This is a genomic window from Sphingobium sp. RSMS (genome assembly GCF_005406185.4).
In the GTDB taxonomy this organism is placed as follows: Bacteria; Pseudomonadota; Alphaproteobacteria; order Sphingomonadales; family Sphingomonadaceae; genus Sphingobium; species Sphingobium fuliginis.
This window is the reverse complement of the sequence record NZ_RPFK02000003.1, coordinates 89479-104296: the sequence shown is the minus strand read 5'-3', so window position 1 is coordinate 104296 and position 14818 is coordinate 89479. Positions and strand designations below refer to the sequence as shown.

Here is a 14818-nt window from a genome sequence, read left to right as displayed (position 1 = left end):
GATCAAGATCCCGTACTGAGAGGCGCAGAAAACGGCGGAAGGGCACAGAGCGTGTTGACGAGCCGCATCTGCTCGATGCTGCTGCAGTTGGCCTCGCGCAAGCGGTCGCTGCCAAAAACGAGCGCAAGCGCTTTGGCGCGTGAAACCGCGACATTGATGCGGTTGAGCGAGAAGAGAAACTCCATGCCGCGGGCCGTCTCGTCGGCCGAGGAAGCCGTCATGGAGACCAGGCATATAGGGGCTTCCTGGCCCTGGAACTTGTCGACCGTGCCGACGCGGATGCTGCTCGGCAGCCCTGCCCGCAGCGCGTTGACCTGTGCATTATAGGGGGCGACGACGATGATGTCGCCGGGGCCGATAGGGCGCGTGGCGCCGTTCTTGTCGGTCCAGCTCCCTTGCAGGAGATTCTCGATTGCCGCGCCGATCGCCGCAACTTCCTCAGCGGCAAACTGGGCATTACCGTCATGGACGACCGGCACCCAGAAGGCGCCGGCCGTGGGCCAGGCCGTTCCAGTAACGCTCTGGCGCTTGGTATCCCCATGGCTGGCAAGGCGTCCCTCGTAGACCTGGTCTGAAATGAAATCACAAACCGCGAGATGCATCCGCCGGGTCTCGGCAAGGAATATGCCCCGATCGGGAGGGACGGTGGCATGCTCGCCCAGCATCCATTCCAGGCATGACAGGTTGGCGGGCGCAGGATGCGCGCCCTGGATGACCTGAGGCAGCTGACGCGGATCGCCGACCAGCACGATATTGCGCGCGGCACGACCCATGGCGACCAAGTTGGCGAGGCCCACTTGCCCCGCCTCATCGACAAACAACCAATCGAAGCCCTGCACATTCTCATCGCGCGCGAAGAAGAAGGCCGTGCCGCCGACCACATTGGCGCGGGCGAGGATCAGGTCATCATTGGCCGTGGCGCGGTGAACGGGACAATCGCTAGCATAGCCATCATCACCGCTCGAAACTTTGTGGGCGAACGACACGGGAAAGGTGCCGCCTTCTTCCTCGCGCGCGCGCAGGCAGCCGAGCAGGACATTGCGGATCGCTTCATGGCTGTTCGAGGCGACGGCGACCCGATTTCCTGCTTTGACCAGCGCCAGGATCACCCGGGCCGTGACGTGCGTCTTTCCCGTTCCCGGCGGACCCTGGATCGGGAGCAATGTCTGATCCATGGCTTGCGCCGCGGCGATGGCGCCCGCCACCGGTTCCCCGCCGCAGAGGATATCGCCGTCGATGCCGTTCAGGCGCGGGGCGGCGCCCGACAGCAGATCATCGACGGCACGATAGCGCCGCGGCCCGCATTGATCCTCGATGACGTCGCGCACCGCTGCGGCCAACACCTTGGTATCGAGCGGCCAATCCGGATGCAGGGTCAGCCGATCGGTGAGGAGTTCGGCCCTTGCCACGCCGACCTTCAAGGTGATCGTGCACGCATCGCGATCCAGCGCCTCAATCGCAACGGTTGACGGCGGCCCGTCAATCCCGGGCACAGTGGCCTTGCCGCCTTCGCGCAATTTGGTTTCCTGAGACGGAAAGCGATAGGTGCGCATCACCGAGCGCTTGATGGGTTCGATCCCGGATATCGCCTCGAGTCCCGCCAAGGCGTCGAGATCGTCGACAAGCTCTTCCTCATCGCGCGCCGCGCTGTCGAAAACCGTCCACTGAGCAGGCTTGGCTTCACGCTTGTGGAACAGCCCCAGATTGAACAGCAATTCCTGACGCTCTGGAGTCAGAGAGGATGCGGCCAGGCGATCGCGCAGCGCCGTCGTTTCCTCGTCCTCGACCACCTCCTGCTCGGCCGCGTCCTGCGCAAGCACGGGCCAGGGACCATCGGGCCGGATGCCCGCTAGCCAATCGCGCAGTAGCTGGGTCGACTGGCAATCGATCCGATTATAGTCCTCGATCTCGTCGAGGATTTGCTGATCGCCCGTCTCGCGCCAATTTTCATAAGCAACGACCGACCCGCCCGCTGTCTTGACCTCGCCCTCGCGCTTCAAGCCATAAAAGGCCTCCAGCGCCTTTATGGAGTAGCTCGGTTCGGAAGCGATGAGCGCGCCGCGCACGACCGCATAGAGGTCGACAAAGCGGCGTTCGCGCATGAGGCGGTCGAGAAAGGCCTCGCCGATACCATAGCGCGTGGTGAGACGCCGCAGCGCGGTGATCTCATAGGGTGCATAATGATAGATGCGGGCCTGCGGATAAGCCGTGAGGCGATTACGAAAAAACGCAAGCAACCGTTCGAGCGCTTGCGCTTCGGCGGCATGGTCATGCGCCCAGAAGGCATGGAAACTATCATCGGCCCACACGCCGTGCAGATATTCAAGGCCTCCCTCGTAATGGGGGTCGCCCTCGATGTCGTAGAAGAGATCGCCCGCCTGCGGCCGAGGGAGCAGGTCAAAGCCTTTGCCTGGCTGTGCCGGACGCAACTCGAAGGCGGGTTCGCCGGTTTTGCGCGCGTGCTGCAGTCTGGCCTGGCCGACAAGCTTCTCCGCCGTCGCACTCGCAACGCCGCGCACCGGGCCGTCATGCCGAGCCAGCGCGGCCATGGTTTCGATGCCGGACGCCTCGAGCTTCTTCACTTGGCCGCGGGTAATATTGGCGACTTGGAACAGGCTGTCCTGGCTGGTGAAGACGGCGTCGCAATGGTCGGCCCATCGGCACAGCGAACAATCCGCGCAGGGGATCGGCCGCGTTGGCTCAGGGGAAGCAACAAAGACTTCGAGCTTAGCCCGCGCACCGCGCGCATAATGGGCATAGTCGGCCAACCTCAGCGTCGCGCGCGTGCCATCTCCTAGCTGCACATGCGCGCGCTCAGGCATCACGCCCTGGATCTCCGCCAAAAGGTCCGAATAGAGCACGAGCTGCAGCACATGCTTGGGATGGGCTTTGCGCTTCAGCTTGGTGTCGGTCACTTCGTAGCTGAACGGCCCCAGCAATGATGGTCGCTCGACTCGCTCGAGAAAATCGGACCACCCACCCCAACGCTCGGCGAGAAAAGCCCCTTGAAAGATGATCTGCGAGCCTTGCGCCAAGGCCGCTCGCGTCTCGTCTGCATTCTGTGCAAGATCGCCACGCGCAATCTCGACTACCCCGTTGCCCGCGTCTTTCAGCTTCTCCAAATGGGCGGCCTCATGGGCATCGCCTTGTTTCTGAAGCAGGGCTGCATCCTCGGTATCTTCCCGGGGAGTGAGCGGCTCGCCGCGCATATAGGCAAGGTCGAGCGCTGTCGCATGCGCGCAGCCGACGAACCGCATCAGGTCGGTCGCTGAAAACAGGATGGTGTTCCCGATCGTCCTCACTTGGCCCCCTTGATTGCCCAACGCCACCCACGAGGGAATCACCTCGACAGGCGCTACCCTGTTCCTTAGCATGCAAGGGTGTCAATCTCTGACATGGACGTATGATGACTTTCGCCAAGGCCAACGATCTTCTGCGCCTCGCCCAACTCGCCGCCTCGCGGCGTTTGGGTATCAGTCTTGAGGAAATCTCTCAGGAATTCGGCATTTCGCACCGAACGGCGCAGCGCATGACAAGCGCGCTGGAGGATAATTTCGCGAATGTCGTTGTTGTGGAAGATGATGATCGCCGTCGGCGCTGGCGCATCCAAAGTCCCATCCCTGAGCGGCTGCAACCGCGCCAGGAGAACACCATCGAGGCTCTGGAAATCGCCGCTCGCGCAGCCCGTGATGAGAACCGGCTCCGCCATGCCCGTGCGCTGGAAGATCTAAGAGACAGCCTGATCACGCGCCTCTCCCCGCGCGACGCGCTGCGCTCGGAAGCCGATGCGGAGGCGGTGCTATCGGCTTTGGGCCAAGTGGCGCGGCCAGGCCCAAAGGTCGCGATGAGACCTGAGGTCACCGACGTTCTGATCGAGGCGCTGCGCGGACCGTTCAAGATGCGCATTGTCTATGGCGACACCGATGCAGAAACCCGGACGGTCGAGCCGCATGGGCTCTTGCTGGGATTGCGCAGCTATCTCGTTGCTCGCCAGGCTGGTCGAGGCGAGAATCTCCGCCATTTTCGCCTGGACCGCATTCACAGCGCCGAATGTCTCGATGAGAGTTTTCCCATCCAATCCGGCTTTTCCTTGAACGATCATGCGGCGCAGGCCTTCGGCGCTTATCAGGACCCCGCCCAATATGGCGAGATCGTCTGGCGGTTTCTTCCCGAGGCAGCCTCGCGTGCGGCGGAATTCCAGTTCCACCCCAACCAGTCGGCCGAATATCGGGACGACGGCAGTCTGATTGTCCGGTTTAAAGCCGCAGGCTGGCTGGAAATGGCCTGGCATCTCTATCAATGGGGCGACAAGGTCGAGGTGCTGGAACCGGCGGGGTTGCGGGCGCTGGTCGAAGGCCACGCGCGTCCCGACTTCTCGGCCCTGCCCTGATTGACTGATTTGTATCGCCCTTCGTGGCGGCGGTTTTCAATTGAGCTCGGCGAGGAAGCTGGTCGCCGTCAATTGTGCGTGATCGCTCAGGGGCGAGCGCAGCGTGAAGGCGCTTGGCGCACGGGCGAAATTCCACAGCCGCATGAGGCACCATTCCTCGCGCCTCGTATCGGCGACGGCCAGCTCATTGCGAGAGATATGAAAAGGCGTGCGCTCCCATCCGTTGGTGGTCTTGACCTCGATCAGCTTCTCGCGCCCGTCCGCCTCAAAGCTCCGGATATCGAAGCCAAAACCATCGCCATCCTGCACAGATGTCCAGCGGACTTTGTCCGCGAGATCGTCGCGGCCCGCGGCAGATAAATGACGGCGCTCGTGATGCAGCACACATTCTTCACCCGCCTTGCCAAGCGCCCGGTTGCGCGCGTCGCGCTCGGCGACATCATATTTGCGGCCGATCGCGGCCATGAACGCTGGATCGATCGGCGACGGTTCGTTGCGCACCGTGGGCGGCGGCCCGATCCGCAGTGATCCTTGCGCTTCCGGTACGTTCAGGGCAGCTCGTGAGAGCCTGTCGGGAGCCAGCCATTCGGTCCGCGCCTCCAACCACCGCAGGACGCCATCGACCAGCGCATTCTGGAAATTGGCGGCCGGCTTATAGCCCTCGATCCAAGGCTGACCAAGGCCGAGCAAGACCGCGCTGATGTTCTGATGCTTGAACTCGATTGAGCCCTTGCTACGGTCGATCACGGCTTGAAGATCGCGGTTTCGCGCCGCTTTATTGAAGGAGCGACCAACCAGCTCGTCGGTGAGCATGGCGAAATAGTCGGCGACGATGTGATCAATTTCCTGATCGGACCAGACTTCCGCCACGCCCTACTCCACCACCGGGTAGTTCGGCATCGGCCATTCATGCCCGGCATTGTCCATCATGAGATCGATGAAGATCGGCAGCAAGCAGCCGAGCAGCGCGGCGCCATCCCTGACCTGGGCGCGATTGACATCGCTGTTCCATGTCGAGCCACCATGCACCAGTTGGTTGCGCAGCACATAAAGCCGGTCGAACAGGATCGAGAGTATCCTGGCCGTGTCATGATCGCGCAGTGCGGCGCCTATCGCTGTCCGCGACCGCTCGAGCCTGTCAGCCCAGTCGGCATAGCCGGACGCACCATTGTGATGCTGCCAAAAGGGATGGAAGACATAGCGGTTTGCGAGCAGCACCCGGATTTCCTGAGGGAAGCGCTGCCAGACCATGTCGTAGATGCGATGTTTGCCATCAAAGCCCACAAGGGTTGCGAAAAAGGCCTGGAACAATCCCCGCTCACCCTCGGGGATACCAATCACCCGCGATGCTTCAACGTCGCCGGCATAGGCAGCGTTGAAGCCGATCCAGAGCAGGATGAAACGTACATCCTCATCGGCCTGCTCGGCCTCGGCACGGCGCAGCCACGACAGCGCGCGATGCACCCTGAGCGTCAGCGGCTCCGGAAAATCGCCACGCAGCTCGCGCTGCTTGGCCTTCAAGATCTCATGGTGCAGCGGGCTGCCGGGCGGATAGCGATAGGCCATGACCGATATGGTAAAGCCTTGCTGGTCAGGCTCAATCCCTCTCGATCAACGGCCTCGAGATCGTTGCAGCGGCGCTCGTTCCTTGCCGGGTTCCTGCCGGTTCCGGCCTGACGGCTCAACCGCCCGGACCGAGGTGTCCCGCACCTTGGCTGCCTGAAACTGCCGACCTGCCTGCAGATGCGTTTGCACCTTGTCGTTTGCCACCTTCATTACCCTGGCAACGGCATCGGGATTGTCGAACAAGGCCGCGCGCACCACCGTCTCAATCACGCGAAGCTGGCTCTGGGCCGCCCGCGCATTCTTCACCCGGCTTTGCTCCGACGATGTTTGCCTAGACGCCTCATCGGGCTGGCGTCGATCCCGCCCAGGTTCGCGCGACGCCGGCGCAGTGACGGCAGGGGCGATGCTGTTACGACTAGCATCGCGCCGCACTCGGTCCAGCTCCTGCAAATCCCGTTCGCTCGGCCGATATCCCCGTACTTCCAAACCTTGGCGACTGGCTTCGAGCCACGCTGCCCTTCGGAACGTCTCACTGCCGGTAACATGGACGTGTGACCACCCGCGATGGCGAGCGATGGCAACGAGATCGCGCACAACTTCGTCGCTCTCGCTGGAGGTGATGAGCCGTCTGCCCTGGTCACGGAACGCCGGTTCCTTAGCCTGCGCACTCGTGAAATAAGCAGGCTCGCCCGACCATTTGTTCGTCGTGGAGAAATAGCGCTTTCGCAAGGCATCAGGAATGTCACCAGACGACGCCGCCTGGAGAACGGACGGATCGATCGACTTCCCCTTCTTGGTTGCTTCGGGCGACGATTGCGCCGCGTTCGCCGACTTGGCTGCCGCGTCCTGAGCGATCGTATTGCTACGCTTGCTCATACCGCGTGGCACCACAGGTTTTTCAGCGGCCATGATCTGTCCTTTCCTGGATGAGGGGTGAAGATGACGCCCCTTCCGTCTGCACGAGCGCCCGCTCGATCATCGATGACACAAAAGCGATGGCCGCTGCCTCATCGCCGGGCGGCGGCAAGTCGGTCAGGTTGCCCAGGACCAACATATCATCGGTAATCTTAGCCGCGCCCGCCAGTTCACCATCGGTCATTTCCCGCATCTTGGTCTCTTCCAGCAAGGCCCCGCCCGTGCTCTTCGCCGTTGATTTCTCCGCGTCATTGTAAGGGGACACCACCTGATGCTTGCCTGGCGGCAGAACAGTTGGGGGCTGAGCAGCGGGGATAGGCCGCGACGGCAGAATGGGCGGCGCCAACACGCGCCTTGTGAAGCGCGGCATTCGATAAAAGGCGATCTTCCTACCACGAACCGGCGCGATCCCGCCGCGCAGCAACAAGAGCTCGGTCTTGGGCATCTGCATCAGCTCCTGCGGCAGCAGGAGGGCGCGGCGCTGATCGGATTCCGATATGCTGCGATTGGCCAACAGCCCATGAATCGTTCGGCTGCGCGATTTTACATTCATCGTGAAGAAGCCGAGCCGCTCTGAAAGCTCGTTCGCGACCTTCAGCTCCTTGGGCGTGAACACCACCTCAAGCCCGCAATTGGCGATGATTTCGTCGGTAACATCGGGACCATAAATGGCCCGCAGCTGCGCCCGGCTCTGGATCACCGGCAGCAGGCGCAAGCCGTATCCAGCGACATAGGAAAAGCCGCCCGCGATGACCGAGGCCTTCCCCAGCCTTGCGAATTCATCGAGCAGGATCAGGACTGGGACATTGCTGGCAGCGTCGGGCAAATCGCGCGTGTTGAGATCCACCAGCTGCTGCAGGAAGAGGCTGTAAACCGGCGCGATCCGGTCGATATTGTCGGGCGAGACACCGAGATAGATCGACATGCGCCGCGCCCGGACTTCGCGCAGGTTGAAATCGCTTGCCGAGGTCGCGGCATCGACCACGGGGTTGAGCCAGAGATTGAGCCGCGCCGTGATCGTCTGCTTGATCCCGGAAAAGGTGTTGTCCGAAGCCGAGGCGAAATCCTGGATTGCCGAGACGCATGCCTGACTTAGGCGCTGTCCTGCCCCCCTCGCCTCTTCCAGGGCCTTGGGAAGATCGCTCTTGGGATCCCCAGTGGTCAGCCGTCGATAGATCTCGCCGATCGTGAAGGGCATGCCAGGATTGGCAGCAACGAGCGCGCCGACGCCGATGAAGGCCGCCCGCGCCGCTTCGGCCCAAAACGGGTCCGATCGTTCCGGCGCGGGGAAGAGCATGACTGCGATTTTCTGAAGCTCGTTGACGACTTCGGTGTCATCGGCTCGCCGGATATGCGCCAGGGGATTGTACCGTGCCGTCCGCCCTTCAGGGTCCAACGGATCGAAGAGGTAAACCGATTGACCGGCACGTTGGCGATAACCGGCGCTGGTACTCCAATTCTCCCGCTTCACATCGAGCACGACGACCGAATCCGGCCAGGTCAGCAGATTGGGGATGACAACACCGACGCCCTTCCCGGCGCGCGTCGGCGCTTCGAGCAGGACATGCTCGTTTCCGCCGAAAATGAGGAAACGCCCTGCTTTGCGTCCAACGACAATGCCAGACGGGGCACGCAGCCCCTCGCGTCGGATTTCGCCCTCGCGTGCAAACCGAGCCCTGCCGTGCAAGGATGGGCCTCGCCGCAGGATCGTGAGGACAAGAAGCGCGATTACGGCGGCGCCGGCCATCGCACCCCGCTTGATCCAATCCCCGAGCAGTGGATCACCACGATAATACCAGAGCCAGGCCGGCAGAGTGCCGAGATCGATATTAGGTCCGATCTGCCCGAGTCCGAACAAGGCAACGAACAGGGTAATGACAGCCCACAACAGAATTGCGCCGATCACGCACAGGCCAATCGCCCAGGGACTACGCTGCGCCAGCATCGCCCATCCTCGGCTCGAAATAGATCTCGTCGACCTCAAACCGCCCGCCGTGACGGCGTGTCTGCACAACGACGTCGACGAGCATGCGAAGGAGTCCGCGAATATCGTCGCGGGCGAGATCGCGGCCGCCTTCCGATTCCTTGACGAGCAGCGTCAGCTGTTCGAACGCGCCGGCGGGTGAACCGGCGTGGACGGTCGTGATCGATCCGGGATGCCCGGAATTGACGTTCCTCAGATAGAAGAATGCGGTGCCGTCACGCAGCTCCTGGAGCAGGATGCGGTCGGGCCGCATGCGCAGCGCGCTTTCGAGCAGCTGCTTGGCGCCAACCTTGGCCAGGCCCTGCCCCTCGCTCGAATAGACCATATGGACGACATTGCGATGAGGCACGACCAGCTCACGGGTGTCTTCGATGGTGAGCAACCGCTCCTCCGGTGGGATAAGCTGGATGAGCGCTTTCGCGAGGGTCGTCTTTCCCGAACCCGTGGCGCCACTGACCAGAATGTTCTTGCGTGCCGGAACGGCGACCTTGAAGAATTCCGGCCAGTCGCCCGCGTCGCGCAGCGCCACTAACCGCGCATCGACATCGGTGAGACCCTTGGCGCTGGCGCGCGTCATCCGGAACAGCCCGGCCCCAGCCAGTTGGTCGATCGGCAGGGTCACGGTCGACGGTTTGCGGATCGTGAAGGAAGGGCAACCGCTTGGGGTGACCGACGGTATGACGATCTGGCAGCGCTCGCCGCCCGGCAGGACTGTCGAACAGATCGGAGACTGACCATCGATATCCTGGTGCGTGAAGCTCGCCGCGGCAACAGCCAGGGTAGAAAGCCAGTCGCTGTCCAGCTCCGGCATCTCCTGCCAGCGCCACCCTTGGCGGTCCTCGATCCCCGCTTCTCCCGGGCGGTTGACCACCAGCTCCGTGACATCCTCCGGTTCCAGGAGGGGCAGGAGCGGCGCGAGATAGTGACGGAGGACGGCGGTATCGCGCATGGCTTACCGCCGCAGTTCCAGATTGTAGACGTCGGCGAAGTTGAAATCCTTGGCGACGAAGATGCCGACCTCCTCGCCCTGATTCTTCTTCAGGACCGGCCGGATATTGATATTGTTCTGCAAGGCAATCGCCGCGCCTTCGCTGGGCGCCCGGGTCACATTGTTGAAATTGCCATTGCCGCTCGAGGCGGCCTGTCCGGCGATATAGGCGGCATCATCGACGAGTGAGAGGAGCAGGGCGCCGCCAAAACGCGCCCAGAAGAAGCTGTCGACCGCGCCTGCAAGCCCGGCTCGGCCGAGTGCATCGGAGCCAGGCGAGGCAAGATCGATCCGCACGCCCTGGGGCGTTACCGCTCGCGTCCAGAGGACGAACAGGCGATTTTGCCCTTGCTGGATGCCGCCGCGATATTCGCCGAGAACGCGCGTGCCCTTTTCCATGAGTACGACCCGGCCATTCTCGGAATAGACGTCTCGCGGGATCAGGCAGGACGTGTAACCGGGCTGCGCGGAATTGATGGCGGTTTGCAGAATGCAGGGGATCAATGTGCCCGCCGTAATCAGAAAATTGCGGTTCGGCAGCATCGAGGCCCGCGCTTCCCCGATCGAGGAGCTTTGCCGCAAAAGATCGAGCGCGTTGGGCGCCCTGCCCTCGCCGCTCTCTGGCGCTCCGGCAGCGTTGTCGGGCGCTTCCCCGGCAGCCCCTGCAGCTGTGGGCGCGCCGGCCTCGCGGCCAAGATCGCGACCTCCATAGGCGATCAGCGTGGACCGCCGCGCCTGCTCGGCAAGCGTTGGCCGAGCGGCACTGGTCCCGCTCGGTGCCGCGCCCGGCTGCATGGCGGGCACAATTTGGCCTTCAGGTCCGGGAACGCCAGCGGCAGGATTGAGCACCGGCGCATTGGGATCCGTGTCGGCTGCCCCGAGCGGTCGGCGTTGAGGGGCGACCGCGGCATAATCGACTGTTTCCCGAGCGACGATATCGGGTCGTTCCCGGGCTGCACCTGCCGGCGCGGTGAGGTCACGAGACGAGGATTGCTGGCCCGTGCCGGAATTCACCCAGAGAATACCCAAGACCATTGCCGTGCCGGCGAAGATCAGCGCGGTGTTGCGCCGCGCGGGCGTCGTGCCGCCGATCGGCTCGATTCCACGCTCGTGAAGAATTTCGTGCCTTTCGGGCGTTGGATCGGCACCGGGCAGCGGGCGCACGACAGGGGACGGTTCATCGGCCATGGTTCATTCCTGCGGATGGGAGATGGTGCGCTCGACGTGAGACGATCCGGTATTCGTTCCATGATCGACGCCATAAGGTTCGGGCGCCTGGTTATAGATGCACAGCACCTCGCCGCCCCGGCGCAGGCGCAGTTGGCGCGCCACCAAATGAACGACGACGAATTCGTCGCGAACGTCGAACGGGACCAGCGTTTCGGACCCGTCTGGCCTCACCAGATAAATGGCAGGAACTTCCCGGTTCGCCGGAAACCGCAGCACCGTGAATTGGCCATTGTCGGAGACCTCCGACGGCTGCAACTCGCTCGAACCCTGAACCTTATAATTCATGTTGCGCGGACCCTCGATCACCGCATGGTCGAGGGCACCGCGAACAGCCTGGGCCTCCAGCGCCGCCGCTTGCATTGCGATCTGTGCCGCTCTCAGGCGTTCGGCCCGCGCCGCCTCGTCCCGCGGATAGCGGAAACGGACCTGGAAATAGGCCTGGCCGTTGCGGCCGGTGATCGGACCGCTACGAGCCGTGAGTTCAAAGGCATAGCTTCTTAAGGTTCCGCCGCGAGACGTGGTGACGATAAGGTTGGTCGGTCCAGCGCGTTCGCGCGGCTTGAGGAACAAGATGTGGCCGGCCACCGCCACCTCCCAGGAGACGGTGTCGCCCAGCGCTACGTGCTGAATCGTTTCGTCCTCGCTGAGGACAATCTGGGTTGCTGTCCGGAAGGTCCCGACGATGCGATAGACCTGCGCTTCCTCATAATCGACGAACTTGACGCGTGGGTCAGACGCAGCGCCACGCGGGACCTCAACCGCATGGGCAGCAGAAAGGGATGCAATCGCGATGAAAACCGCAGCGACCAATGTTTTCATCGGACTACCTCCGGGTCGGAGCGGTAATTCTCGACCTGGAAGCCGAGCGGGTTCCGATAGCGATCACCTTCGGCCATCGGCGCGTTGGCATAGGCGAAAGTGACCGTGGCGATCCAATCGCTGCTCTGCGTATCCGTCTCGGTCTGGACGACCCGTGTGAATCGCACATTGGCAACCCGATCATTGATGAAGGCGATGTTGCGTACCCGCGCCTGGACGACTGCGTTTTTCCCCCAGGCGTTCTGGGGACTGGCAGCATTGTTGTTGCTGAAGAAGCGTGCCCAGCGCTGCTGCTCCGCCGGCTGCGACAGGATTGTCACGAAGCGGAAATTCTCCTCGGCAGCCGCCGGCATCCAGCTTTCACGCGTCCGGACATATTGCGCGAGAAAGTATTTGGTGACCGCTTCATCATAGCGCATCGGCCGCTGGGTCAGCGCCGTCTGGACATCCACCGCGCCCGTCGTCTGATTGACCCGAATGACATAGGGCACGACGGTCTTGAGCGGGGCCAGCGCGGCGACAGCAAAAATGGATGCGGCCGCAAGGATCGAGGTTACCGTCGCCACGGTCCAAGCAATACGTGTCGATCGCAATGCCGATCGAACCCTGTCCTGGTCCCAGCTTCGCGCTTCCTGGAAATAGCGTTTGAGCCCGGAAGTAGGCACCGCCTCCGCGCCATTGTCAGCAACTCGCATAACGAATGTCCTTTGGCGCAAAGGAAACCTTGTCGTCCGGAGGCGCTGGCACTGCGGGCGGAGGCGGTGGATCGCCCACCTGCGGATGAGACAAGGGAGGAATGGGCGGTGCGGGGCGCGGCGCTGTAGTCGCCCGCACCGGCGATCCGGGCAGAACGCTCCCATAGATATTCACGTCACGCAGATGGTGCCCGTTGCAAACGGCCAGCTTCTTGGGTCCGGACGCGCATGCCGCGAGGCCCAGCAGTGGAAGGCTGCCGATCAGGCAGAAAGTAATCTGGCGGATGGTGAACGTCGATTTTTGAGGACAGGGCAAGGTCATGGTGATGTCTCACTATGCCGCTTCGATGGAGCCGCCCCGACGAGCGGCGCGCTCCAGATTGCGGCTGTTGCGCGCAATGCGGCGTTGTCGGAAGGGAGATGCCATTGTCCCCCAGGCGGTCCCGGCGAAGGCACCAACCCCCGCAGCGGCGCCGCCCGCAATGCCGGTGGCAATGGCCGGAGCCTGGAAAAAGAAAATCGTCCCGAGGAAGAGGTAGACGGCGTAGATGACTGCAGCGATCGTGACGTCCGACTTGGCCTCAGCCTCCGCCAACGCGGCCGCGCCCAAATCCGCGACCAGCACTGTGATGGCAATGATCACCGCAATTAGAATGATATAGTTGAAGGCTTGCCCGAGCCACCCATGAAAGAACCGACGAGTCGGCTCGAACAGAGCGAGAGCAATAAATATCGGGCCTAGAGCTATGAGGATCGCCAGCGCCACCTTGGCGAATATCGTAATGGCAAATCCTATAGCTGCGGAAAGGCCTGCCAAGGCGTATAATACAATCGCCAGCGTCAAAAGAACCAGCTTCCAGGGATTTATGTCGAGGTACGTCTCTGCTTCCGCCCGGATAAGACGGATGACATCGTCAACCTGACTAAAATAGTGGTCAAATGCCGAACCAGCGGTGCCGATCGTTTTACCGGCAAGAGCCTGTGCGATCGCATCGGGCATCCCGTGGAAGAGCGGATCGATAATCCACTCCGAATAGGCGACTGTCGTGGCCGCCATATACAACACACAGAGCTTGACCATCCGGGCGAACAGCTCGCCCCACGGCTCGCTAATTATACCTCGCATGACCATAAATCCGAACAGGGCGATATAGATTACGAGGCCGACGGCGAGTGGACCCCGGATTACTTCCACGACGTTTGACAATCGATCATTGAGAAAAAGATCGAGCTTGCCGTCGATATCGGCATAGATGGTCGAGAAAATGGTGGAGGACATTGAACGGTTCTGCGATCTTCATCGACCCAAGGATTGTTCAAGGTTTCTGGAATTCTCGACGCTTTTCGCGTTGCTGCACTCCTGCGGATCGATGTGGGTGCCGTTTGAGCAGGCCTCCAGAATTCGTGACATCTCCTGCGGTGAGTTCGCGAGTTCGTCCTTCCCTTTTGTTACGTCGCAGGCGCAGAGCAGCAGCGTTGCGACCAGTGCGGCGGGTCCGGCTAATTTCATCACCGGGTCTCGCCCAACGATTGTTCAAGCTTGGCCAGAGCTTCTTCTCCTTGGCGCTGCGAACGTAACCGATCCTCCGCATCCTGCCGCATGCGGAGCGCCTGCAACTGCAAGGCATCATTCTGGATGTGGGCGTTTTCGACCCCTACCCTTGCCTGGATGTCCATGACCTGTTTCGCGTCCGAAGCCGTATCGAGCGAGGTGCGCAGTTCTTCCAAGCCCGCTGTGCGTTGGGCCGAGACGCCATAAGCCGACTCCGCGATCGCGGCATCGCGGGCGGCTAGATCGCCATTTCGCAACAGAGTGTCGCGCGACGCCCGCTCATAGGCTGAGGCGCCTGGCCGCAGGTCCGGCAGCGCAATGCGGTTGGCATCGCGAATTCGGGTCGCGGCACTGCCAAGCGATCCCAGGCTGGCATTGTCCGACGACATCAACCTGCCGAGGTCGCGGGCCTCGCGCGGCAGAAGATGGCGCATCGCGTCGGTGGAAAGCGACGGGGCAATGCCGTTGACGTCGGTGACCTGATTGAAGCTACCGTAGAGCTGCTTGGCCTCGGCGATCTGCTCCTTGCCCTGCTCGATCATCGACAGGGTGTTCTTGACCGTGGCAAGCGCCTGCAAATAGCCGGAGCTGTCATAGACCGGTATGCCTTGGGCGGCGGCCGGATCTGCCGTTCCCAGGATAATCGCACCGATCGCTGCGAATCTGTCTTTACGCATAG

13 protein-coding genes are annotated in these 14818 nt (G+C 62.2%); 1 reads left to right on the top strand and 12 read right to left on the bottom strand.

Annotated elements, in window-relative coordinates:
* Positions 1–2: 2 nt before the first annotated feature.
* Complete coding sequence (locus EGM87_RS23810; RefSeq protein WP_015449351.1) at positions 3–3302, bottom strand: TM0106 family RecB-like putative nuclease; 3300 nt, start codon at positions 3300–3302, stop codon at positions 3–5.
* A 104-nt stretch (positions 3303–3406) separates the two neighbouring features.
* Here EGM87_RS23810 and EGM87_RS23805 point away from each other — a divergent pair, with 104 nt between their 5' ends.
* Positions 3407–4390 (top strand): helix-turn-helix transcriptional regulator, encoded by a 984-nt coding sequence (locus EGM87_RS23805; protein ID WP_015449350.1) that lies wholly within the window; start codon positions 3407–3409, stop codon positions 4388–4390.
* Between the two features lie 36 nt (positions 4391–4426).
* On the opposite strand, the gene EGM87_RS23800 is transcribed toward EGM87_RS23805, so the two are convergent.
* The 11 genes from EGM87_RS23800 to EGM87_RS23750 form a co-directional block, all read right to left on the bottom strand.
* The gene (locus EGM87_RS23800) at positions 4427–5203 is read right to left on the bottom strand and encodes a protein NO VEIN domain-containing protein (protein ID WP_050983539.1); all 777 of its coding nucleotides are present in this window, start codon (positions 5201–5203) and stop codon (positions 4427–4429) included.
* A 60-nt stretch (positions 5204–5263) separates the two neighbouring features.
* Positions 5264–5956 (bottom strand): HEPN domain-containing protein, encoded by a 693-nt coding sequence (locus EGM87_RS23795; protein WP_015449349.1) that lies wholly within the window; start codon positions 5954–5956, stop codon positions 5264–5266.
* A gap of 45 nt (positions 5957–6001) precedes the next feature.
* The gene (locus tag EGM87_RS23790; protein WP_015449348.1) at positions 6002–6865 is read right to left on the bottom strand and encodes an LPD7 domain-containing protein; all 864 of its coding nucleotides are present in this window, start codon (positions 6863–6865) and stop codon (positions 6002–6004) included.
* Complete coding sequence (locus EGM87_RS23785; protein WP_015449347.1) at positions 6855–8816, bottom strand: type IV secretory system conjugative DNA transfer family protein; 1962 nt, start codon at positions 8814–8816, stop codon at positions 6855–6857. Before EGM87_RS23785 ends, EGM87_RS23790 begins: the two co-directional genes overlap by 11 nt.
* Entirely contained in the window at positions 8800–9804 is a 1005-nt protein-coding gene (virB11, locus tag EGM87_RS23780) for a P-type DNA transfer ATPase VirB11 (protein WP_007684605.1), read from the bottom strand. Before virB11 ends, EGM87_RS23785 begins: the two co-directional genes overlap by 17 nt.
* 3 nt (positions 9805–9807) lie before the next feature.
* Positions 9808–11031: a type IV secretion system protein VirB10 gene (gene virB10, locus EGM87_RS23775; protein ID WP_015449346.1), complete on the bottom strand. Its 1224-nt coding sequence runs from the start codon at positions 11029–11031 to the stop codon at positions 9808–9810.
* 3 nt (positions 11032–11034) lie between these two features.
* Positions 11035–11892, bottom strand: a complete 858-nt coding sequence (virB9, locus tag EGM87_RS23770; RefSeq protein WP_137710504.1) for a P-type conjugative transfer protein VirB9 — start codon at positions 11890–11892, stop codon at positions 11035–11037.
* Positions 11889–12587 carry a VirB8 family type IV secretion system protein gene (locus EGM87_RS23765; protein WP_015449344.1) on the bottom strand — a complete coding sequence of 233 codons (699 nt, stop codon included), beginning with the start codon at positions 12585–12587 and terminating at the stop codon, positions 11889–11891. The genes virB9 and EGM87_RS23765 overlap by 4 nt, the downstream gene beginning before the upstream one ends.
* Before the next feature lie 334 nt (positions 12588–12921).
* A complete protein-coding gene (locus EGM87_RS23760; RefSeq protein WP_015449342.1) occupies positions 12922–13866 on the bottom strand; it encodes a TrbL/VirB6 family protein in 945 nt (314 codons plus the stop codon).
* Between the two features lie 18 nt (positions 13867–13884).
* On the bottom strand, positions 13885–14097 hold the full coding sequence (locus EGM87_RS23755; RefSeq protein WP_171010097.1) for an EexN family lipoprotein: 213 nt from the start codon (positions 14095–14097) through the stop codon (positions 13885–13887).
* Positions 14097–14816, bottom strand: coding sequence for a TrbJ/VirB5 family protein (locus tag EGM87_RS23750; protein WP_015449341.1), 720 nt, complete (start codon positions 14814–14816; stop codon positions 14097–14099). The genes EGM87_RS23755 and EGM87_RS23750 overlap by 1 nt, the downstream gene beginning before the upstream one ends.
* Positions 14817–14818 lie beyond the last annotated feature (2 nt).